Origin of the sequence: Hymenobacter sp. GOD-10R (assembly GCF_035609205.1) — a bacterium.
Classification (GTDB): domain Bacteria; phylum Bacteroidota; class Bacteroidia; order Cytophagales; family Hymenobacteraceae; genus Hymenobacter.
This window is the reverse complement of sequence record NZ_CP141184.1, coordinates 4,476,587-4,499,253: the sequence shown is the minus strand read 5'-3', so window position 1 is coordinate 4,499,253 and position 22,667 is coordinate 4,476,587. Positions and strand designations below refer to the sequence as shown.

19 protein-coding genes are annotated in these 22,667 nt (G+C 56.1%); 9 read left to right on the top strand and 10 right to left on the bottom strand.

Going from position 1 to position 22,667, the window contains the following annotated elements:
* Positions 1–19 precede the first annotated feature (19 nt).
* From SD425_RS17870 to SD425_RS17840, 7 genes are all read left to right on the top strand, one after another.
* A complete protein-coding gene (locus tag SD425_RS17870; RefSeq protein ID WP_324671316.1) occupies positions 20–1,024 on the top strand; it encodes a lysylphosphatidylglycerol synthase domain-containing protein in 1,005 nt (334 codons plus the stop codon).
* Positions 1,021–2,196 carry a glycosyltransferase gene (locus SD425_RS17865; RefSeq protein ID WP_324671315.1) on the top strand — a complete coding sequence of 392 codons (1,176 nt, stop codon included), beginning with the start codon at positions 1,021–1,023 and terminating at the stop codon, positions 2,194–2,196. Before SD425_RS17870 ends, SD425_RS17865 begins: the two co-directional genes overlap by 4 nt.
* Before the next feature lie 145 nt (positions 2,197–2,341).
* The gene (locus SD425_RS17860; protein WP_324671314.1) at positions 2,342–3,925 is read left to right on the top strand and encodes a glycoside hydrolase 43 family protein; all 1,584 of its coding nucleotides are present in this window, start codon (positions 2,342–2,344) and stop codon (positions 3,923–3,925) included.
* A gap of 151 nt (positions 3,926–4,076) precedes the next feature.
* Positions 4,077–4,607, top strand: a complete 531-nt coding sequence (locus tag SD425_RS17855; protein WP_324671313.1) for a cytochrome c — start codon at positions 4,077–4,079, stop codon at positions 4,605–4,607.
* Between the two features lie 49 nt (positions 4,608–4,656).
* Positions 4,657–4,944, top strand: coding sequence for a winged helix-turn-helix domain-containing protein (locus SD425_RS17850; RefSeq protein ID WP_324671311.1), 288 nt, complete (start codon positions 4,657–4,659; stop codon positions 4,942–4,944).
* A gap of 2 nt (positions 4,945–4,946) precedes the next feature.
* Entirely contained in the window at positions 4,947–6,146 is a 1,200-nt protein-coding gene (locus SD425_RS17845; protein WP_324671310.1) for an ABC transporter permease, read from the top strand.
* Positions 6,147–6,314: 168 nt separating this feature from the next.
* Positions 6,315–7,553 carry a PP2C family protein-serine/threonine phosphatase gene (locus SD425_RS17840; RefSeq protein WP_324671309.1) on the top strand — a complete coding sequence of 413 codons (1,239 nt, stop codon included), beginning with the start codon at positions 6,315–6,317 and terminating at the stop codon, positions 7,551–7,553.
* Positions 7,554–7,684: 131 nt separating this feature from the next.
* Here SD425_RS17840 and SD425_RS17835 read toward each other — a convergent pair whose 3' ends face one another.
* Both SD425_RS17835 and SD425_RS17830 read right to left on the bottom strand, forming a co-directional pair.
* Complete coding sequence (locus SD425_RS17835; protein WP_324671308.1) at positions 7,685–9,160, bottom strand: O-antigen ligase family protein; 1,476 nt, start codon at positions 9,158–9,160, stop codon at positions 7,685–7,687.
* Positions 9,161–9,231: 71 nt separating this feature from the next.
* Entirely contained in the window at positions 9,232–10,311 is a 1,080-nt protein-coding gene (locus SD425_RS17830; protein WP_324671307.1) for a hypothetical protein, read from the bottom strand.
* Positions 10,312–10,440: 129 nt separating this feature from the next.
* On the opposite strand from SD425_RS17830, the gene SD425_RS17825 reads away from it, so the two are divergent.
* Positions 10,441–12,114 (top strand): amidohydrolase, encoded by a 1,674-nt coding sequence (locus tag SD425_RS17825; protein WP_324671306.1) that lies wholly within the window; start codon positions 10,441–10,443, stop codon positions 12,112–12,114.
* 158 nt (positions 12,115–12,272) lie between these two features.
* Here the strand turns inward: SD425_RS17825 and SD425_RS17820 are convergent, their stop codons facing one another.
* The 8 genes from SD425_RS17820 to SD425_RS17785 form a co-directional block, all read right to left on the bottom strand.
* The gene (locus SD425_RS17820) at positions 12,273–12,782 is read right to left on the bottom strand and encodes a DinB family protein (RefSeq protein WP_324671305.1); all 510 of its coding nucleotides are present in this window, start codon (positions 12,780–12,782) and stop codon (positions 12,273–12,275) included.
* 61 nt (positions 12,783–12,843) lie between these two features.
* Positions 12,844–14,268, bottom strand: coding sequence for an MFS transporter (locus tag SD425_RS17815; RefSeq protein WP_324671304.1), 1,425 nt, complete (start codon positions 14,266–14,268; stop codon positions 12,844–12,846).
* 100 nt (positions 14,269–14,368) lie between these two features.
* Positions 14,369–14,992, bottom strand: coding sequence for a nucleotidyltransferase family protein (locus SD425_RS17810; protein ID WP_324671303.1), 624 nt, complete (start codon positions 14,990–14,992; stop codon positions 14,369–14,371).
* Positions 14,985–16,178: an XdhC/CoxI family protein gene (locus SD425_RS17805; RefSeq protein WP_324671302.1), complete on the bottom strand. Its 1,194-nt coding sequence runs from the start codon at positions 16,176–16,178 to the stop codon at positions 14,985–14,987. Before SD425_RS17805 ends, SD425_RS17810 begins: the two co-directional genes overlap by 8 nt.
* A gap of 94 nt (positions 16,179–16,272) precedes the next feature.
* On the bottom strand, positions 16,273–18,606 hold the full coding sequence (locus SD425_RS17800; protein ID WP_324671301.1) for a xanthine dehydrogenase family protein molybdopterin-binding subunit: 2,334 nt from the start codon (positions 18,604–18,606) through the stop codon (positions 16,273–16,275).
* A gap of 33 nt (positions 18,607–18,639) precedes the next feature.
* A complete protein-coding gene (locus tag SD425_RS17795) occupies positions 18,640–19,629 on the bottom strand; it encodes a xanthine dehydrogenase family protein subunit M (RefSeq protein ID WP_324671300.1) in 990 nt (329 codons plus the stop codon).
* A 94-nt stretch (positions 19,630–19,723) separates the two neighbouring features.
* Complete coding sequence (locus SD425_RS17790; RefSeq protein WP_324671298.1) at positions 19,724–20,350, bottom strand: (2Fe-2S)-binding protein; 627 nt, start codon at positions 20,348–20,350, stop codon at positions 19,724–19,726.
* 382 nt (positions 20,351–20,732) lie between these two features.
* Positions 20,733–21,242: a nuclear transport factor 2 family protein gene (locus SD425_RS17785; protein WP_324671297.1), complete on the bottom strand. Its 510-nt coding sequence runs from the start codon at positions 21,240–21,242 to the stop codon at positions 20,733–20,735.
* Between the two features lie 543 nt (positions 21,243–21,785).
* Between SD425_RS17785 and SD425_RS17780 the strand changes: the two genes are divergently transcribed.
* Positions 21,786–22,454 carry a hypothetical protein gene (locus tag SD425_RS17780; protein ID WP_324671296.1) on the top strand — a complete coding sequence of 223 codons (669 nt, stop codon included), beginning with the start codon at positions 21,786–21,788 and terminating at the stop codon, positions 22,452–22,454.
* Positions 22,455–22,667: the final 213 nt, after the last annotated feature.

Below are 22,667 nucleotides of genomic sequence, written 5' to 3'. Positions count from 1 at the left end.
ACAAATCTACACACGAAACTTGGAACTGACCTCGCGCCGGCGGCTGCTTGTGGTGGCGGGCAAGCTGCTCGTGACGGTGCTTACGCTTGGGTTGCTCTACCACTCGGTGTTTGCCGCCCCCGATACGGCTGCCGCCTGGCGGGCGCTGCTCGCGTCAGCGCTTCGTGGGGCAGGCCGCGGCCCCGTCCTGTTGGCGCTAGCGCTGGTGCCCGTCAACTGGGGCTTGGAGGCGTGGAAATGGTGGCGCTTGGCTCGGCACCTAGAGCCGGTTTCGTTTCGGCGCAGCTTCCGGGCCGTACTCGTTGGGCTGACCCTAGGTTTCGTGACGCCTAACCGCGTGGGGGACTATGCCGGGCGCATCATCGAGCTGAAAAGCCGCCGATTAGATGCGCTAGGGGCCGTTTTTCTGGGACGCTACTGCCAACTAGTCGTCACGGTAGTGGCGGGCTCTTTGGGCTTGCTGTATTTTCTGCTCACGTTTTACCTGCGCGGCTACCCGGCGTCGGAGCTGGGGCTGGTAGTAGCGGCGGTGGCGCTGAATGCGGCCGTGCTGTTGCCGCTCTACCGCAGCCAATTGCTGCTGGCCGTGCTGACGCTGGTTCGGCCCTTGCGCCGTTTTCGGCCTTACCTAGCCGTGATGCCAACGTACTCGGCGCAGGCGCTGCATGCGGTGCTAGCTCTATCGGCCTTGCGTTATGCCGTGTTTTGCGGACAATTTGGGTTATTGCTGCTGGCTTATGGCGCGCAAGCTCCCTTCGGACCGGGAGCAGCGGCTATTGCGGGCACGTTCTTGCTGAAATCTTTGGTGCCCTCCCTCAATGCACTGGCTGATGTAGGCGTGCGGGAACTGTCGGCTACGCACTTATTTGGACTGCTTGGACAGTCGGCGCTGCCCGTGCTGAGTGCTAGTCTAAGCTTGTGGGTGCTTAACATTGCCTTGCCGAGCGCCGCCGGGTTACTATTTGTGTTGCGCTTAAAAGTGTTTCGCAAGAAAAAGGCTGCAAAGCCACTCGTGGTATCATGAGTGCAGCAGCAGTAGTATTCACCGTAGGAGTGCTAGGTCCGGCGGCGCTGTATGCGCTTCGCATGATGCGCTTCCGACGAGCCTGGCGGCAGCTCCCGCTGTTGTCGCCGAACCTAGCTCCAGCGCCACGGTCTGCCGACGCTCCTGCTCTTACCGTAATCATTGCGGCCCGCAACGAGGCCGCGAATTTGCCTCACTTGCTCGCCGACCTAGGTCAGCAAACCTATCTTGACGAAGGCGGCAACGTGGAAGTTATCATCGCTGATGACCACTCGACTGATGACACTGCCTCGGTTGTGCAAAAAGCTATGCAGGCTAGCTTTTTCACGCTCCGGCTGCTCCGGCTTGCCGAGTTACCACAGCAGCCAACCGGTAAAAAAGCGGCCGTGCAAGCGGCCATAGCCGCCGCTGGAGCCCCTTGGGTGGTGTTTACCGACGCCGATTGCCGGGTAGAGCCGGGGTGGCTAGCTGCGCACGCTGCGGTAGCCGCCAAGCCGAACGCCCAGTTTGTGAGCGGGCCCGTGCTGCTGACAGGAGAAGGCATCTTAGCTGAGTTGCAAGGCGTAGAACTGGCGGCATTGGTTGGGGTAGGGGCCGCCAGCATTGCCTTAGGGCAGCCAACGATGTGCAACGGCGCCAACCTTAGTTACCGCCGATCAGCATTCTACGCCGTGCAAGGCTTCGCTGGCAACGCCCACGTGCCCAGCGGCGACGATGAGTTCCTGCTGCACAAGCTCTACAAGGCTTATCCGGGAGGCGTCTATTTCCTGAAAGCGGCGGATGCTATTGTGCGGACGGGGGCGCAACCCACGTTGCGCGCCTTGCTTATGCAGCGGGTGCGCTGGGCCAGCAAGTGGCGCCATTACGAGCAAACCGCGCCGCGCTACTTGGCCGTGCTGGTGCTGCTGGCCAACATGGCCTTGCTAATGGGCTTGATCGGAATGTTCTTTTTTCCTAGCCACTGGCCGCTCGTGCTGGCCGCCTGGACGTTGAAGCTAGGGGCTGATGTGTGGTTTCTGACACCAGTACTAACTTTCTTCCGGCGACGACGCTGGCTGCTGTGGCTGCCCGTGTTGCAGCTAGCTTATGCGCCCTACGCCTTGGCCGCGGGACTGCTAGGGCTGCGTGGAGGGTACACATGGAAAGACCGCGAAATCAAGGTAAACAGGTAAGAAGTAGGTACTATGCTGCCTGCTGATACACCTAGGTTTTGGCATTTAATAAGCTGCGCCCCACGATTTCGGCGATAGTGCCGGATAGTCATAACTTACCGCGGCAAGCTACTATCCTTGCATTTGGGTTTATCTGCTATGCCGCATGAGTAAGGTCTTTGTTTGCCTGCTATTCAGTTTGGTTTCTACGCTGGTCCGTGCGCAAGTTTGGCAACCTGATAACGGGGATGGTACCTATAAAAACCCGATCATTTATGCTGATTACTCTGACCCCGATGTCATCAGAGTAGGAGACGATTACTACATGGTCGCTTCCAGCTTTACCTGTCAGCCCGGAGTACCGGTCTTGCATTCCAAGGATTTAGTAAGCTGGCAGATTATCAACTACGTTTATACGGCTTTGCCCTTCCAGCGCTACCAGAAGCCACAGCATGGCCAAGGTTCGTGGGCGCCTTCTATTCGGTACCACAACGGCAAGTACTACGTGTACTTCTGCACGCCCGAAGAAGGCCTCTTTATGGCTTCAACTACTAATCCGGTGCGCCCGTGGAAGCTGGAGTTGGTGCAAAATGTAGGCAACTGGGAAGATCCTTGCCCTTTCTGGGATGACGATGGGCAAGCTTACTTGCTCCACGGCCGCGTGGGGGCCGGGCCCGCTATTTTGCACAAAATGTCAGCCGACGGAAAAAAGCTGCTCGATGACGGAAAAGTAATCTACCAGGATGATAAAAAGCAGCCTGTGCTAGAGGGGTTTAAGTTCATGGAAAAGCGCGACGGCTACTACTACTTTGCCGCGCCGGCTGGGGGAGTAGGCACCGGATGGCAATCGGTGTTTCGCTCCAAAAACATTTACGGCCCCTACGAAGACAAGATTGTGCTTCAGCAGGGCAAAACAAACGTCAACGGCCCGCACCAAGGCGGCTTTGTGAGCACCCAAACCGGAGAGTGGTGGTTTATTCACTTTCAGGACAAAGACGCGTACGGCCGTATTGTTCACCTGCAGCCAGTGGCGTGGCAGCACGGTTGGCCGGTTACCGGGCAAGACGAGGACGGCGACGGCACGGGCGAACCGGTACTAACTTACCGCAAGCCGAATGTTGGCAAAAGCTACCCCGCCGGAGGACCACAGACCTCCGATGATTTTTCGCAGCCTAACCTAGGTTTGCAATGGCAATGGCATGCCGCCCCGCAGAAGCAGTGGTATACTCTCAACCCAAAAGCCGGAACGGTGCGCCTCCACGCTGCTGCTATGCCTACCGATAATGGGAGTTTGTTTTACGCCGGCAATCTGCTGCTCCAGAAATTTACGGCACCTGCTTTTGAGGCTACCACCAAGCTGACTTTCAAATCCGAAAAAGCTGGTGAGCGCGCAGGGCTAGCCGTTATGGGTAACTACTATACTAGCATTTGCCTCGAACAGAAAGCGATAGGTAGCCGCATTGTGGTGTACGAAGGCAAAAGGCAAGATAGAAAATACCTGTTACCACGAGAGCTAGCCAGCATCGAGGTAAGCACCGAGACCGTTTGGTTTCGGGTGCGGGTCAATGCGGATGCAACTTGCGCTTATTCCTACAGCCTCGATGGAAATTCCTACCAAGAAATTGGTGGGCGCTATCCGGTAGAAAAAGGAACTTGGATCGGCGCCAAAGTTGGGTTATTCTGCCTTAGCCCCAGTGTTCTAAAAAGCAAAGGCTACGCTGATTTCGACTTCTTCTCGGTAGCAAAATAGCTAGTAGGGCTACTATGTACCTGATAGATTAGGATTAAAAAGGGAGGGTATAAGAGGAAAGTAATAAAATAAATAAGGCAAATTAGTTGAGCTTCTGCCGTGCCGCTGGTACTTTTCTGGTGTTCCTCATTCACCTTAAAACCCCACGATCATGTCAAAGTTTGCCCTCGGAATGTTCTCCTTCTTGATTGCACTATTGGTTTGTTTGGTTGGGGTGGTAGTGTTTGCAGGGGCGGGGCTGCTCGATACACAAGAAACACCGTTTAGCGAGGCAGTAGTGCTCGATACGATGGCCATGACAAACGCCTCGGTCGCACTACAAGAGCATGCGGTTTCGGATACATTGTCGAGTGAAGACCTAGCTGTGGTAACGGCCGGTGATGCTTTATTTAAAAACAACTGCGCGCAGTGCCATGCGGTAAATGATGTGGTCGTAGGGCCCGCTTTGAAAGACATCACCAAGCGTCGGCCCCTTTCTTGGCTTCTTCCGTGGGTGAAGAACTCCAGTAAAGTTGTGGCCTCCGGCGACGAATACGCCGTGAAGCTGTTCAACCAATACCAGAAGCAGCAGATGCCTAGCTTTCAGCTTTCCGACGCGGAGGTCAAAAACATTGTGAAGTACTTGGAGGTAGAAAGTGGGAAGACATCTTCCTTTGCAACTGCGGGCGTAATAGCCAATTAGCCTGCACTTGCTGTTGGGCGGTTCGCAATTCCGACGCACCGTCCTACCTTTGCTTACCTACCGCCGACTACCTTCTACCGTGACCGACCCCGAATTTGACATTCTTGACGAGCTGTATTTCGTTACTGCCTTTCGCGACCTAGCCCAGCGTACCAAGCTCGCTCCAGCCGTACTGGAGCAGCACTTGCGCGAGTTGCTGGAGCAAGGCTATGTGAAGTGTTTCTACCCTGATCCGGATACCGAACAAGCGTACGAGTCGACCTCCTTCGGCGCTATCGTCCGCGACTGCTACTTTTTGGCGTCTAAAGCTGGGTTGCTGGAGCACAATACCCGCTAGCCATGAGCACCGTTGTTCCTGCTCCCGTGTCTGTGCCCACTTCGGTGCTACCGCCGGCGCGGCCACCAAGCTACTACGTACGGCAGCGGCTACTGCAAAACCGGCCGGCCATGGCTGGGCTGGCGTTTATTGTGCTGTGCACGCTGGTCGCGCTGGCCGGCTACTGGATTCTGCCCGACAACTCACCGGAGGCGAACAACGGCATTGTGCAGCTGCAGAAGGAAGCGCCCGGCTTTACGGCTACCATCTTGCGGCTACCACTGGCTGAATCAACGCGTTCGGCCGCCGCTGATAATCCTTTCACTATCTGGTGGGGAGGTCGTGAGCCACGCTTCCAGGAACTGCCGATCAGCAGCTACCAATTCCGCGGCGACTCGGTGGAGGTAACGCCCTATCGCAATCATAGCGCCTTAGCCGATCAGTCCCGCCATTATGCATTGTCGCAGCTAGCCGGTCAGACCGGACCTAGGGCGGCGCTGCAACGCATCATTGCGGAAGAACGCATTGTGAAGCGCTCCTACTGGCTCGGCACCGACAAAGCCGGGCGCGATGAGCTGAGCCGCTTGCTGCTAGGTACCCGAATTTCGCTTGGTATCGGTCTGGTTGCGGTGCTGATTTCTTTGGCGCTCGGCATGGCTGTTGGGGCCTTGGCGGGCTACGTAGGCGGCTGGGTGGATAGCTTACTGCTCGGCGTGATGACGGTGGTGTGGAGCATTCCAGGCATCATGCTCGTCATTGCCATTTCCCTGGCTCTGGATAGCAAAGGCGTTTGGACGTCCTTTGTGGCCGTGGGCCTTACGATGTGGGTTGATGTGGCGCGCGTGGTGCGCGGGCAGATGCTGAGCTTGCGCACTACTACCTTCGTCGAGGCCGGGCGAGTGCTCGGTTTGTCGCAAACGCGGCTTATCGTGCGGCATCTATTACCCAACATGACGGGCCCGCTCATCGTAATTGCAACGAGCAACTTCGCGGCGGCCATCTTGTTGGAAGCTGGTTTAAGTTTCCTAGGGCTAGGTGTGCAACCACCAGCGCCCTCTTGGGGACTTATGGTTAACGAAGGCTTTCAACTGCTTGGGACGGAAGCTGGCTTGTGGCTCACGCTACTGCCAGGGCTAGCTATCAGCTTGCTGGTGCTAAGTTTCAACCTGCTTGGCAATGGCTTACGCGACGCCTACGACCCCAAAACGCTGATAAAGGACTAAAACGAAGTTGTCCACGTATACGCAGGAGCTACGTTGTCCGGAAACTACCGTATGCCGGTAGTCATCGTTAAGCCCCCCTTTGTTCTTTATCGTTTAAAAAGTTAGTTATTGGACGCCGGTTATTCTCCGTGTGAGCTAGCTACCCCTTAACGCTACGGTCATTTCCCTATGTCTACCCCACGCGCTGTGTCACCTGAAAAGAGGCTGTTTCTAAAGGAGCGAGAGTTGAGCGCTTTGCTGGAAATCACCCAGGCCATCAACCACGATCCGACTGAAGATGCTTTGTATAAGATCTTTCAGTTTACGCTGCTAGGTCAGCTCAATATTCGTCGGTTGGTTCTGTATGTGAAAGAGGAAAACGACTGGCTTTGTGTAGTTTCGTTTGGCGCTGGGCTGCCAGACTTCCGGCGAATTCCGCTGCCGGATGTGGTGCAGCAGAGCTGTACCGGGAGTCCGTGCCAGATAGCTAGCTTGCGGCTGAGCCAGGAATGGGAGAAGCTAGAGATGGTAATTCCAGTGGTCAACAACGGCGAAGTGATGGCCTATGTGCTTATCGGCAATGTGCACGAAGACTACGTGAATGAGGAAGCAACCAAGTTCCTGGAAACGCTTAGCAATATCCTGATTGGGGCCATTGAGAACCGCCGCTTGGCTCGGCAGCGCGTAGAAGCCGCCGCCATTCGCAAGGAGATTGAGATTGCGCAGGAAGTGCAGACCATGCTCTTCCCCCGCAGTTTGCCCAACGACAAGCATGTAGCCGTACATGCTAGCTACGTGCCGCACACTGCCATTGGTGGCGACTACTACGATGTGGTTCCTATTGATACACAACGGTTTCTGTTCTGCGTCGCTGATGTATCGGGTAAGGGCGTGCCAGCATCCTTGCTGATGTCGAACTTCCAGGCTGGGCTGCGCACCTTGTTGCGGCAGCAGGCCGAGCTAGGTACCGTAGTGAGCGAGCTGAACAACCTGATTTACCGCAACGCCGTCTCGGAGAAGTTCATTACGGCCTTTTTCGGGATTTACAACCGTGCCACTCGGGAGCTAGAGTACGTAAACGCCGGCCACAACTCCGCCATTCTGCTCTCCGACACGGATGATCATCAGCTGCTTTCAGAGGGGACAACCATGCTTGGTATTTTCGAGGAGCTACCATTCCTGCACACCCACCGGGTGCAAGTGCCGTTGCGTTCCTTGCTGCTCACGTACACCGACGGGCTGACGGAGGTATTTGACGAAGCTGAAGGAGAGTTTGGGGAGGAGGGCGTGCTCGCTTTCTTACGGAAAAATAACTACTTGCCGTTGCCAACCCTACACCGCGAATTGCTCAAGGAAATCAAAGATTTCAACACTAAAGGCGCCAGTTTCTCCGACGATATTACAATCCTGAGCTGCCGATTTAAGTAAGCTTTTTACGTGCTTGAGCGCTGTAGAGGCGCATACTTGCGTCTATCGTCCGCGCCGCAACAACGATTTTGTTCAACGACGAGACGCAAGTATGCGTCTCTACAGCGTTCTAGAGCTAGTGCGAATACCTTCTAAGCACTCAACTGCTCTTTTTCGATCCACTCCTCAGCGCGCATCAAAACGGCTAGGCCGATAAAGAAGAACGAGCCGATTTTATCAACTTCAATGACCTCGTTTAGCAGCAGGTGGAAGATGATGATAAACAAAGACAGTCCGGCGGCCAGCACCACGCGCCGGTTTTCGAGCGAGTGGCTGTGGTGATAGAGGCGCTGCACCATCAGCAGCGCGGTACTCATCAGGGTGGCAAAAAGCAGGAAACCCGGAAGGCCTTGCTCGGCTAGCTGAAGCAAAAAGTAGTTGTGCGTAGTCGAGTGTTCCGGGTTGTCGCTAACGTAGGTACGGAAGCTCTTAACGGTATAGCGCTTGTACTCAGGGTAAAAAGTAGCCGGCCCGCTACCCGTAATGGGCTTCTCACTGATCATGCGCGCAGCGGCTACCCAACGGTAGAGGCGCTCCATACCGGAGAGGTCTTCCAGTTTGTACGTAGCCTCTAGGTGCTTCTCGAAGTCCTTGCCGTAGAAGATTGTTTTCTCGTAATCTGGCGCGTACAGCATGTAGTTGTTCTGGTGAACAAAGTACAGAGCGCCGCTCAGCGCTGCTATTGCTGCTCCAATCAGCACGAGAGCCGTTAGCCGCCACCGAATAGCTAGGTAGAAAAAGCCCGCCAGTGGCAAAGCTAGGATAGAGGCACGCGTGTACGAGAGAAGAACACCAAACAACAATAGCCACTGGGCCGCTTTCCAAGCAGTACGTTTCAGGCCGGGCGGCGTGGAGCGTGCGGCATAGAACGTGTAAGGGAGCAGCAGCGCAAGCACTGCCGCATAAATAACGTGGTTGAGGTAAAACGGCTGAATAGAAGGGTTGATGGCATCGAAGGCGAAACCGTGCCCCGCATGCCGGATGGCAGTATACACGACCGTAACAGAGGCCCCTACTACGTAGAACGCCACCAAGCGCCACAAATCAGCGGGCCGCTGCACGATGTTTAGTGTCACAAACACGAACGGACCAATGTACCACGTCTTGGCAAGCAGGTACTTGATGGATTTCGTAGAATCGACCGAGGAAAAGGCGGAGACACTTGCCCACAGCAGCATCAGCCCCAAGATGATAACTAATGGATGCGCCCAATAGCGTGCCGTAACGCCACTGCGGCCTAGCAGGAGATTCACGCCGAAGCAGCCCAGCAGCAGCAGCATGAGCGGCTCGGAGGGTACATCCATGCTCAAACCTCCTGGCAGCGAAATCTCGCGGGAAAAAGCGAGCGTGAGCAGCAGCATGTAATACACCCACCGCCAATCGGCCAGCAGCACGATAAAGCCGAGCAAGGCAGCCGGTATCCCCAGCCAGGCGAGCGAGCCGGTAAGAATAAGGCCAGCGCCACTTACCATCAACACCCCGATAAATACCGCAAACAGGCGCTGCGCGTTATTACGCGGGTGCAGACTCGCTAAAAATGCCGCGGCTCGGTTGGGAGATACTTCCATAGAATTTAGCTGCCAATCACGCAGGCGGGTTGGTGCACACGCACTGCCCGCCTAACTACCAACGGAAAACATTACACCTTGCGCAGACGGCTCAGACCTAGGTTGCCGCGGTATAGCTCGAGTAAGGTGATGAAGATGATGGACAATACCAGCGTAATCAGTACCGACGATACCACGATTAGGGAACGAACGGGCTTGGCCTTTTTGGTCGCTGGGAAAGCTTTCTGAACAATGTAGATAGATGAAATACGGCTGCTGATGGCTAAGCGTGCCGTTTCGTAGGCACCACGTGCTACTTGCAAGCGAGTCTGTACGTCGTTGAAACGGCTATACAAGCCAGTGATGAGGTCCAGCCCTTTGGTATAGCTTTCTAGGTTATAAACGTTGCCACCGTCAGCTTGCGTAAGGCCTTTTAGTGCCCGGCGCAAACCGGCTGCTTTGCCGCTGTTGCCTTCGCCTTCGGCCCGCCGCAGTTCTGCTTCCATCTCAATGATTTCCTTGGCTATGTAGCGCGATTCACGGTCCATGCCGTATACGCCGTACCGCCGCCGAGCTGCCAGCAAACTATCGTGTGCCTGCACAAACTCTTTCTCCAAGAAGGCCGACCGGTCTCTGTACAGTTCGATGATGCTGCGCCGGTTTTCGTAGGTAAGCTGCTGGTTGATAGAGTCAATGACGCTAACGAGGGTGTTAGCCATGCGTGCGGCCAACTGCTTGTCTTCATCCTCAATGGTGAGCTCAATAGCATCACGGTCATTGTGAACGATATTCAGGTTCTTGTCAAACGTGTCGAGGGCATCTTGCTCTGCCTTCTCGTCGCCCGGCGACCCTACCTTGTAATGATTGTACAGACCGAAGCGCCGAATCATCAGCTCCGCTACGGGTTGCGACTCACCGATGGTGATAATGCGGTCGAGGTCTTCGGCCCGACCGCCTAGCTGGAGCTTCCCACCTTCAGTGACAATGCGGTCAGGGTCAGTTGTCTCAGGATTGGTAGGATAGAATACGGCTGTAGATCGATAGATATTAGGAAGGAAAAAGGCTACCAATAAACTCAACAGAAAAGCTAGCCCAACCGCCGCAAGCACTAAATTTTTCCACCGGTTAATAACGGGCCAGAGACCCATGAGAGAATAGGTGCGGGATGACATGTATGGAAAAAAGATAACCTACTTCCGCAGACGCAGCCGAACCCCGGCGGTCTGCATAGTGGACAAAGCTAGTTGATTTTCGTTGTATTACGACGGTTGAGCTTGTGCTTCAGCTAGCAGGATTCCCGCATGAGCCTTTATCTTGCCATCATGAATTATCTCGTCCGCTATTTGATTCCGCTTTCGCTGGCCAGCTTGCTAGGTTGCCAAACGACTCCCACTACCCCCGTCGACCTAGTGGTGTTCAACGCCACCGTCTATCCCGTCGATTCGGCGTTTTCGCAGGCGCAAGCCTTCGCCGTGCAGGATGGCAAGTTTGTGGCGGTAGGCAGTACTGACGACATTCGCCGGCGCTACAAAGCGAAGGAAGAGGTAGATGCGCAGGGTAAGTTTATCTACCCCGGCTTCTACGATGCACACTGCCACTTTTATCGCTATGCCCTAGGCTTGCGCGATGCTAACTTGGTGAGTACCAACTCGTGGCCCGAGGTAGTCGCCAAACTTACGGCCCAGCGTCAGCAGTACCCGCAGGCGGCGTGGCTGACGGGGCGGGGATGGGACCAGAACGACTGGCCAACCAAGCAGTTTCCCACGAAAGACACGCTCGATAAGCTCTTCCCGGATGTGCCAGTTTTCCTCACGCGGGTAGACGGACACGCGGCCTTGGTCAACCAAAAAGCGCTGGACCTAGCTGGCGTCACGGCCACAACGCCTATCAGCGGCGGTACCATCACGCGCGACGCACGGGGTAAGCTTACAGGACTGTTGGTTGATAATGCGGTGAGGTTGGTTTCGAATAAAATCCCGGAGCCCACGCCCGCCGAAGCTGATGCTGCTCTGCTGCAAGGGCAACAAAACTGCGTAGCCGTAGGCCTCACCAGCCTCGCCGATGCCGGACTCAACCGGGCCGATGTGGAGCGAATGGAAAGCTTACAGAAGCAAGGCAAGCTGAAGCTGCGCCTTTATACCATGCTCAACCCAACCAAGGAAAACCGCGCCTACTACTTACCGAAAGGACCTAGCTTCGGCGACCGACTCACCATTGCCTCCTTTAAAGTATACGCCGACGGCGCCTTAGGTTCGCGCGGGGCCTGCCTGGTAGAGCCCTACGCCGACCGGCCCAAGGAAACGGGTTTTCTGCTTTCCACTGAGAAGGAATACCGCGCCCTAGCGAAGGAGCTAGCGGCCAGCAAGTTTCAAATGAACACGCACGCCATTGGCGACTCGGCCAACCGGATCATCCTTGATATCTACGGAGAGGCGCTGCAAGGGCAGCAGGATCGTCGTTGGCGCATCGAGCACGCGCAGGTAATCACGCCCGCCGACATGCCGAAGTTTGGCCGGTTTGGAATAGTGCCATCGGTGCAGCCCACACACGCCACCTCCGATATGTATTGGGCCGGCGAGCGGCTAGGTTCGAAGCGGCTAAAGACGGCCTACGCCTACGAGGAGCTACGCAAACAGTACGGGCAAGTGGCCCTAGGTAGCGACTTTCCGGTCGAAGATATCAACCCGCTTTATGGCTTCCATAGTGCCGTTGCGCGCCAAGATGCCAAGAACTACCCAGCCGGCGGCTTCCAGCCCGAAAACGCTCTTTCGCGCCCCGATGCGCTACGTGGCATGACGACGTGGGCTGCCCACGCGGCCTTTGAGGAAAAGCAAAAAGGCCGCATTCAGCCCGGTATGGCGGCCGATTTCGTGGTGCTCGACAAAGACCTACTAAAAGCACCCGCACCCGAATTGCGCGGCACGAAGGTGCTGCAAACTTGGATTGCGGGTGAAAAGGTGTACTCTAAGAAGTAGAGTAACAGTAGAGTAACGTCTGTCCATAAAATCGCCTGTCATCCTGAGCTTGCGAAGGACCGTATCACGCGTGAACAGCTGACGTAACAACGTCTTGTTCTGCGGTGGTAAGATCCTTCGCTAGCTCAGGATGACAGGCGATTGTTTATCGTAGAGGATTACTTCTCGTCGGCGCTGGGGCCGTACAGGCCAGGAACGGGAATGTCGAGCAGGCGTAGGTAGACGGTTAGCTGGCCGCGGTGGTGGATGCTGTGGTTGAGGCCCATGATGCGGATAGCCGTACCCTTGGGCCGATCAAAAATAACTTGCTCGCCTCGGTGGAGCTTAAAGTTGTGCGTCAGCTTTTCGTCGTCCGTATCTTCTAACGCCTGCCGCAAAGTGGTGCTGTACTCGTCGAAGCGGGTGAGCAGCTCTTCCTTACTCGTCGGGCTAGGGCCGGGCTTGGGCGCATTGGGGTCGAGGAAGTCGCGCCCGTCGGCCTGCAAGAAGAGCGTTTTGAAAGCTAATAGGTTTACGACGTGCGTGGCCAATTGCCACAGCGTCATGCTTTTAGGATGTGGCTTATAGTCGGCTTGCTCGAAAGGTACCCGTTCGAGCACCTTGCGGGTGCTAGCTAGCTCTTGGTGGAGTTCCGCCAGAAAGTTTTGTTGGAGCGAGGAAGTGTACATAGAAGAAAGAGGGGAGGTGGGTTGAAAACGCGCAAAGCAGATCCGTTAGACTAAACTGTTACTAGCGGAGCTGTGGCCGACCTAGCTCTGCAGGCGCAGAAGCGGGTGGCGGCGGCAAGAATGTGTCATCTGGAGAGTCAGCGCGCAGCTTCTTGCCGCGTAGCATCAGAAGGAAAAGCAGCCCTAGGATGAAGAACACAATGAGCGCCAGAATACTGTAGCGCATCGAGCCAAACTGCTGACTGATAATGCCCCACGTAGCAGTACCAATCACGATGCTGAGCTTCTCAGTCACGTCGAAGAAGCTGAAGTAAGCGGCGGTATTAGGGGTATTTTCGGGAATGATTTTGGAGTAAGTACTGCGCGAAAGGCTCTGGATGCCGCCCATCGTGAGGCCGATAACGGAGGCCAAAGCGTAGAACGACCAGCCTGCCTGCACATAATAACCAGCAATACAGATCATCGCCCAAATAACCACTGACCAACTCAACGCACGCGTGTTGCCGATGGATTCTGACAGCCGGGCGAACAGGTAAGCACCTAGGATGGCGACAATTTGCAGCAGCAAAATGGTGATAATGAGCGCCGAATCTTCCAGGTGTAGCTCGTCGGTGCCGAAGATCGTGGCCACGTACATCACCGTTTGCACGCCCATGTTGTAGGTGAAGTAGGCGAGCAGAAACTTCTTCAGGTTGGGTTGGTAGTCCAGCTCGCGCCACACCTTACCTAGCTCGCGGAAGCCATTGAGCAGCCAGCCGCTGTTGTCGGTGCTGGCTGTAGCGGCGCGGCCGGGGTCTTTGGGTAGGCGGGTGAAAGGGATTTGAGCAAAGCCAGCCCACCACACGCCCGTGAGTAAGAAAGAAAGTTGCGCCGCTTTCGTACCTGAAATACCAACTTGCTCGTGAAACTGGTTGATGACAAGGCAGATAACCAGCAAGATAACGGAGCCCACGTAGCCCATCGAGAAGCCGCGGGCCGAGAGTCGGTCATATTGGTCCTCGGTGGAAATGTCGGGCAGATAGGAATTGTAGAACACAATAGAGCCCGAGAACCCCACGGTGGCGGCGATGAAAACGAACGTGGAAGCCGTAAACGTGTTAGCGTCAAAGAAGTACAAGCCTGCGCAACTCGCCGCACCTAGGTAGCAGAAGAACTGCAGAAAAGCCTTCTTGCGCCCCGAGAAGTCAGCCAGCGACGTGAGAAACGGGCTGATGATGGCAATGATGAGGAAGGCCGCCGATATGGCATAGGTCAGCAGCGACGAGCCCGGCACCTGAAAACCCAGGAAGTCGACAGGGCTCTTGCCGCTGTCGGTGCCGGTGGCTTGCTTGACGACGCTGCTCCAGTAAATCGGGAAAATAGAGCTGGTAATGACGAGCGGGTACACCGAGTTGGCCCAGTCGTACATGGCCCAGCCATTCGTGATGCGCTTGTCGTTTTTGGGGGCGGAAGCCACAGCTGGCGCTGCGGCAGAGGGGTTGGTCATAGGGCCGGAAAGTCAGCAGTGAGGCTAGGCAAGATAGCGAGTTTTTACCCACGCAAGATTAGCCCAACATTACCCCTGCTGCCAACTAAAACTTCCGTGGCTAAAACCCGTCCTCATCCCCGCCGCGGCGCAATAGCGCTTCGTACTGCTCGCGCGTATCCACGTCGACAGCCCCATCGGGGAAGCTAACGATTTCTACAGCTGTGCCTTGCGCGGCAATAAGCTGGCGAGCACCAGTAGCACCGGTCAACTCGCGCAAAGCGGGAAACATAGCCGAAGAAAACAGCGCCGGCACACCCTGCGTCCCGCTGTACTCCGTCGCGACGATGGGCGCTTGCGTGGCTTGGTAGCGACTAATTAGCTCAGTTAACAACTCAGGTGTTACGAGCGGCTGGTCACTGAGCGTCACGAGGATGGCTTGCAACGGCTGGCCTAGGTTCTCCAAAAACGTAAGTCCTATTTGAATGGAGGAACCCATGCCGGTTGCCCACGCGGTATTGCGCACAACCTCCACGGGTAGGCTAGCAACTTCAGCTGCTAGCTCCTCATGCAGAGCGCCCGTTACCACAACAATCGGGTGACAGCCAGCCGCAACCGCCGTTTCGGCAGCATGGCGTAGCAGTGTCTGGCCTAGGTAGGGTAGGAGCTGCTTAGGTTGGCCTAGCCGCGAGGAAGAGCCCGCGGCCAGCAAGATCAGGCCAATAGATTGCGCGGGCTCAGCCATTGCTGATAGCGCAAGCGGCATCACCGACGATGGTACCAAAAGTAGGAGTGGAGGCACCCAGCGCCGGCCGATTGTGAATGGAACCCGACGTGTCGCGCAGGAACCCAGCGGGGCGCTTTGCCTGCACCGCCTGAATTTCAGCCACAATCGACAGCGCTATTTCCTCTGCGGTTTCAGCCCCTAGGTTCAGTCCTACTGGGCTATACAAACGTCCGCTCAGCGTGTCGTCAAACATAAAGCCTTCAGCGCGTAGCTCTTCCAGCAGCTTGTCGGCCTTCTTACGGGGGCCAAGCAAGCCGATGTAGGAAGTAGCAGCCGGAAGCAAGCGCCGCAACGCCGCTAGGTCATAGAAGTAGTTGTGGGTCATGAGCAGCACGTAGTCGGGAGGGGTGGGCTCGTTGGCTACTTCAGCCAATGGTACGACCTGCACTTGCTCCGCTTCGGGAAAGCGGGCGGCAGCAGCTTGGGCCGGGCGGCCATCTACCACTCGCACTCGCCAACCTAGGCTAGCTCCCAAGCGCACAAGCGGTTGCACGTCGTTGCCGGCGCCATAAATGGTCAGGCGTAGCGCTGGCTTCAAGACTTCCAAAAACACCCGAATAGAACCTAGGTTATCCTGGTAATCTAACGTCTTGCTCTCTCCCGTGCGCAACGCTTCTTGCGCATCGGCTTGGATGGCAGCCGCTAGCTCCGGCGCTACGGGCAACGCCCCTGGCGCGTCACCTTGGGCGGTGAAGAGCAGGCGGGCACCTAGCTTGGCCTGGTCGGTGGTGGGTAGGCTGAAGACGGTAGCCAGCACGCTAGGCTGGTGTTGGTCGGCACAGGTGCGCAGCAGCTCCAGCGGGTTGGCAGCATCAGCGAAGTCCAGCGGTTCGAGCAAAATATGAATGATACCCTGGCAGCCCTGGCCCATGCCGTGGCGCAAATCGTCTTCGTCGGTGGTATCGTAAATAACCACGGTAGGGCGGCGACGCTGGATGGCCTGGTACGCCCGGCGGCGGGCATCGCCTTCCAGACAGCCACCGCTGATGGCGCCCGTGAGCTGACCGTCTTCGGTGACGAGCATGCGGGCGCCCGGACTGCGGTAGGCCGAGCCCTCAACGTGCACCACCGTGGCCAGCGCGCAAGCGCGGCCAGCTGCGCGGTGCGCATCATAAGCCGCAAGCAGGTGCTGAAGTTCTGTCATTTGGTTTGTACTGTAGATGCCTAGCTTTTACCGGAAAACCAGAAGCTAGGTTGGGAGGTTCGGAAGTAGCGCGGACTTTGTAGTCCGCGCTACGTTATGAGGCTACGCCTGCGCTCAGTACCTTATCAGGCGTGATAGGTAGGCTGCGGATGCGTTTGCCGGTGGCGTGAAACACCGCATTGGCCACAGCCGCTGCTACGCCAACCATCGAAATTTCGCCGATACCTTTCACGCCCATGGCGTTGATGTAGGGGTCGTGCTCTTCGATGAACTCCACCGTCATTTCCGGGATGTCGGCATTGACGGGGATGTGGTAATCGGCGAGGGTAGCGTTGGTGTAGCGGGCGAAGTGGTCGTCGCGGACGGTTTGCTCCATCAGCGCCGAGCCGATGCCGAAGATGCTGCCGCCGATGATCTGGCTCCGGGCCGTTTTGGCGTTCAGAATACGGCCGGCCGCGTGCACGCTCACCCAGCGCGACACCCGCACGGTACCTAGCTCCAGATCGACGCGCACCTCACAGAAGTGGGCACCAAACGAGTGCATCGAGTGCTGGCCGGCGTCATCCTTGTGGCCGGAGTCGGCGGCGCTAGCAGCCATGCCCGATTCGTAGCCAGCGCCATACTTGCCGTTGCCGCTGCCTTCGATATCGGTGAGTTCTAAGCGCTTCATGAGCGCAGCAAAGTCTTCACCCTTGCTCTTGTCTTTCTTAAGCACCAAACGACCTTTTTCGTTGGTCACTTCTTCGGGTTTCGCACGGTAGAGAGGCGAGCGTTTGTCCTGCACCGCGAGTTTGGTGAGCTTCTGCCACACGTCCTGCGCGGCCATGTAGATGGACGACGATACCGTGCCCGCCGCCACCGAGCCGCCCGAGTTGGGCGCCGTGGGCAACCGCGTATCACCGAGCTCGAAGCGTACCTTATCGACGGTTAGGCCCAGCGAATCGGCAGCTACTTGCGTCATCACGGTGTAGGTGCCGGTACCTAGGTCGGTGGCGCCGCTCTGTACTACGGCGTGGCCGTCGGCATAGAGGCGCACGCGGGCAGTGCCTTGCGAGTTGTGCACGGGGTAGCTAGCGGAAGCCATGCCCATACCAATCAGATATTTGCCGTCGCGGGTAGCCCCGTTCTTCGGATTGCGCTTGTTCCAGCCAAACAGCTCAGCGCCGCGCGTGTAGCACTGCTTCAGGCTCTTACTCGACCACGGCTTACCCGTGCTCGGGTCTTTCTCGGCGTAGTTGAGCAGCCGCAGCTGAATTGGGTCCATGCCGAGCTGGGCAGCCAGGTCGTCCATGGAGCACTCAATAGCGAAGGAGCCCGGTGCCTCGCCTGGCGCCCGCATAAACGTGGAAGTCATTACGTTAGCCCGAGCGAGCTGGTAGGTCGCTTCGAAGTTGGGGCACTCATACATCAAGTCGATGATGCGGCTATTGGGCTCGGCGTAGTTATCCCAGGGCGACGTAGTCGAGGTCTTCTCGTGAATGAGGGCCGTGAGCTTTCCGTCGCGCGTGGCACCTAGGGTCAGCGTTTGGGTCTGATCTTCGCGGTGGCCCATGCTCGTAAACATCTGCGGACGCGTAAGCACCAGCTTCACCGGCCGACCAATAGCTTTGGCAGCCAACACCGTAAGCGGCGTATGCGGCCAGCACGAGCCTTTGCAGCCGAAACCGCCGCCGATGTACTTAGTAATCACGCGCACCTGGTCGCGGGGCATCCCGAGCATCTCCGACAGCGCTTGCTGGGTGCGCGTCACGCCTTGTGTCGATTCGTACACCGTCAGGCGGTCAGCGGCTTCCCAGTGGGCCGTTGTCGAGCCCGGCTCCATGGGGTTGTGATTATTGATGGCGTGCGTGTAGGTCGCCTTCAGCTGAATGGGCGACGAAGCTAGGGCTTCCTTCGGCGTGCCGCGCCGGGTGTGACCGTCGGTTTTGCCGTCCTGCACCTTTTGCGGGTCAAAGATTTCGGCCTTGGGGTCGAGGAAGGAAGCAATGGGTTGAGCTTGCTCGTAGCTCACTTTCACCAACGACGCCGCGTGCGTGGCGCGCTCAAACGTATCGGCCAGCACCACGGCCACCGGCTGGTTGGCGTAGTGAATCTCATTGCCCGTCAGTGGCATAAAGCCCATGGGCGCGCCGATAGCCTTCTTGCCTTCCGGCGTATTTGGCGTTTTGACGAGCTTGGGCAGGTTTTCGTGGGTGAAAATAGCAATGACGCCGGGTTCCTTGGCCGCGGCTGCGGTGTCGATGCGCGTGATTTTACCCTTGGCAATTTCGCTGGCGCGCAGCACGCCGTACACTAAGCCGGCTAATGGAAACTCGGCCGCGTAGCGCGCTTTGCCGGTTACCTTGTCGCGTCCATCCACCCGGTCGAGGGGCTGGCCAACGCTGCCACCGGCGCCCGGCGACTCAAAGAAAGTAGGTTCGATATCCATGAAGGTTGTTTCGGTAGGAGAGTCGCTTCCGACTTATGCTTTGGTTGCTACGTTCTGCAGGGCCCGTACCAAGGTGTTCTGGGCTAGCTCCACTTTGTAGCGATTGTGCTCGCGCGGCTGCGCGCTCCGCAAGGCAGCGGCGGCGGCGGCCCGGAAGGTTGCTTCCGTGGCTGGCGCGCCGGTCAGTACTTTTTCGGCTTCGGGTGAGCGCCAAGGTTGGGCGCCTACGCTTCCTAGGGCCACACGCGCCGAGCGGATTTGGCCGCCCTGTACGTCCAATCCGACGGCCGCCGAAGCGAGGGCATAGGCATAGCTGGTGCGCTCACGCACTTTTAGGTAAGTCGAGCGGCGGGCGTGCGCGGCAGCAGGAATGGTCACGGCCACAATCAGTTCGCCGGGTTCCAGCACGTTTTCTTTGTGCGGCGTTTTGCCGGGCAATAGGTAAAAGCTGGTGAGTGGCAGGCGGCGCTGTTTGCCCTTGGTGTTCTCCAAAGTCAGGACTGCATCCAACGCCACCAGTGCCACGGCTAGGTCGCCGGGGTTGCTATTAGCAATGCAGCTGTCGCTTACGCCCATAATAGCTAGGTTGTGGTTGTCGCCCGTTTGGGCGGGGCAGCCGGAACCGGGCACGCGCTTATTACACGGAAACGCCGGGTCGCGGAAGTAGCCACAGCGAGTGCGCTGCAACAAGTTGCCGCCGATGCTGGCCATGTTGCGCAGCTGCGGCGAGGCTGCCAACAGCAGCGACTCCGAAATAGCCGGGTATTGTTCCAAAACTAGGCGGTGTTCGCCCACGTCGCTCATGCGCTCTAGGGCGCCGATGCGTAGGCCATCAGCGGTCTGCTCGATGCCTTTGAAGGGCAGCATGTTAATATCCACGAGCTGGGAGTGCTGCTCGATGTTGGACTTCATCAGATCCAGCAGCGTGGTGCCGCCGGCAATGAAAGCCGCTTGCTTGTCGTCGCGCAGGATGGCCGTGGCGTCCTTGGACTTATCGACCTGTTGGTAGGCGAAGTTGTTCATTTTGAGGAGAGCTTAGAAGTGAGAACTCAGACCGTAGAAGCAAAGGCTTAGCGCGCTATTGAAAAAAGCACGTTAAGCTCTTCGTTCCTGGTTCTCAGCCCTTATTACTGGCCACTTCGCGTACAGCGGCTACAATGTTGGGGTAGGCGCCACAGCGGCACAGGTTACCGCTCATCCATTCCCGGCACTGATCGTCGGAGCTGGCGTGACCTTCGTTGATGCAAGCCACGCCCGACAGAATCTGGCCGGAGGTGCAGTAGCCGCACTGGAAGCCGTCGTGTTTGATGAAGGCAGCTTGCAGCGGGTGCAGCTCGTCGCCTTTCGCCAAGCCTTCGATGGTCGTGATTTCCTTGCCTTGGCTCATCACGGCCAGGGTTAGGCAGGAGTTGACCCGACGACCATCGATTAGCACCGTGCAGGCGCCGCACTGACCTAGGTCGCAGCCTTTCTTGGTGCCGGTTAGGTCGAGTTGTTCGCGCAAGGCGTCGAGCAAGGTTACGCGGGGCTCCGCGCGGATGGTGCGTACCGTGCCGTTGACCTTCAGCCGCATTTCCGACATGCCTTCCACTTTGCGGGAAAGGGCCGTGAGGCGCTCGGCTTTGCTGACGAAAGGCGGCGCCAACGCCAGGCCCAGAATGCCGCCGGCTTGCTTCATGAAGCTGCGTCGGGAGCCATCGTCGGGGGCAGGACCTTGCTGATTAGGTGGGAAATAGTCGGTCATGGCGAGGAACAGTAAGGGAGTGATTGTGGGTAGGGAGCAGCCAGGGAGTAGCAGTGAGGTAACTACTCAGAACGGTAGTTGTTCGGCGGAGAAGCTAGCCCACAATGGTGTGGCTAGAAGTAGATACCTGATTTTATGGTTGGTATACGGGTGATGGTTCTTGTACGGTTGAGTTTTCGGCGAGCACACAACGTGAAGTTGAATAAGGTGCCTATTAAAAGAGCCGCTGTAACTGTAGTTATAGCGGCTTTCATTGGCGCTTTCTGAGGCTAGGTCATACTCGTGCCTGCTACGAATATGATTTAGTTAACTGTTCCATTTTATGGAAAAGCTGCTGGCGACTGAGGTGCACGACAAGCAGTTGTTCTATCGCCTCGTGGAGTCACAAGCAGATAAGAGACGCCTGCCTAGCTATTTGCAGCCATTGGCCATTTTTATTCATCCACACATTCGTAAACCTTCTTTTGACACGCTCCCCGGCTTTGGCTTCGGGAATATCGTGTTTGGCAACAAAGGTTTCATAGCCCATAGTTATAGCCACGTTTTCGTTGATCTGTATTTTTTCAATTATTCTTTCAAAAGAGCTGTAATCAATCAACCCTGCTTTCTGATTCTTGAAAACAGCTTCTCTGTTTTCTGCAATAGTATTTCGGGGCGTGGTTACCATAAACTCCGGCGCCCATACTTGTTTGAGAATATTAGTGTCGGCCTCTAGAATACCTTTGACTGCTAACTGTTCTAAATTCCTTATAGTAAATTCCGTATTGGGATTACTTTGTCCTTTGCAAAAGAAAGAAGCGGTTGAAAGAACAATGATGAAATAGGTCTTTAGCATGTCGGTTAACTTGAATGTGTTAGAAATATTAAGCTGCAAGATAAAGGTTAGCTTCATCCGTGAGATACAATGCCTGCTGATGACAAGTATTTGGTCATAAGTTACATGCTTAAAAGAAAACTAAGTGCAGTAAGCGTAGCAGAAATAATATAGGATGTGTAGTAATTGTACGGTTAAACGGAGTAAACTACCTGTTTATATAGTATTAAATCACGAGCGATATAAAATTCAGTAGTTATGTGGTTAATAAACTTAACAAGTAGATGTTGTTAAAAATGTTGTTTGCTTATTCTTGTTCTAATTAAACGCAGTGGAATAGTTGACAGTAGACCAATATTTGTAAATGCTATCAGTATAAGGCTATTCGGTTTGTTGTTTGGATTAACTGAGGGCGAGAGACGCTTTGCATAATCTAGGAAGATGCTTTACTAATTTATTATAATCTAGCTGTTAGTATAGCATAGCTAGGTTGCTCTACTTCCTATACATTTTCGCAAGAGCTGCGTCTGAAATTAGCATTTGGAGCGACTACTATGTGTTGTGAGTGTGCAACCAAGATTATCTGTCTTTCTTTGTGCGTCTCATACTAGTCCTTATCCCATGTCTTTTCAACGCATTCTGTCAGTTGGCTTGATCCTTAGCCTGCTAGCTACCTCCTGTACCAGCAACAAAAGCCTCGAACAGGAGAAAGCGCAACCGAGCGCCGAGAAGATTAATCAGGATGCGGCCGCGCCAGTCGTCGCACCCGCGGCGCGGAAGCCGGCCTACCGATTGGCGGCCCTCGACACCGCCCATTTCTCGCCAAGTTTTATTCGTGGCCTGAAAGAAAGCATCCAGCGCGAATCGTATGCCGTGCGGGGTAAGTGGTTGATTCTAAGTGAGACGGATTCTATTGCCTTCCCGGCCGATTTGCCCGAGCAACAACCCGTAACTTACACCGGCACCGCACAAGGGCGCGCGTATCAGCTGACGGTGATCCGCCAGAACTACTCCACCATTCGCTACACCGCCGAGGTAAAACAAGCCGGCAAGTCGCTGGCCCGCACGACCGGCACGGCCGACTTGAACCCTAGCTTCTATACCGCCGCCGAAGTGCCCGTAGACACCCAAAGCCAAACTGCCTACGGAGCCTACGAGTTTTTGCCGACGACCTCGCGCCAGCAGAATTTTGCCGTGCTCATCGGCATCGGCAAGGACGCAGACAAAGCCGAAATCTACGCCTCCGAGCTAGCCGCCTGGCGCAACGCTCCTACGCTCCGCCGCAAGTAGAGGCGTAATAGCTGGTGTCTAGCCGTTGAAAGATTGCTGCCGCATCGTTGTAGTACAGATTAGAGCTACAACTAGAAGCTAGTTCCCCTCCTTTTTTAAGGAGGGGCTAGGGGTGGTTCTAATCGTTGAACGATGAGTAGATGCCAGCTTTCTAGACCTAGCCAGACCACCCCTAGCCCCTCCTTAAAAAAGGAGGGGAACTAGCTTCTTGCT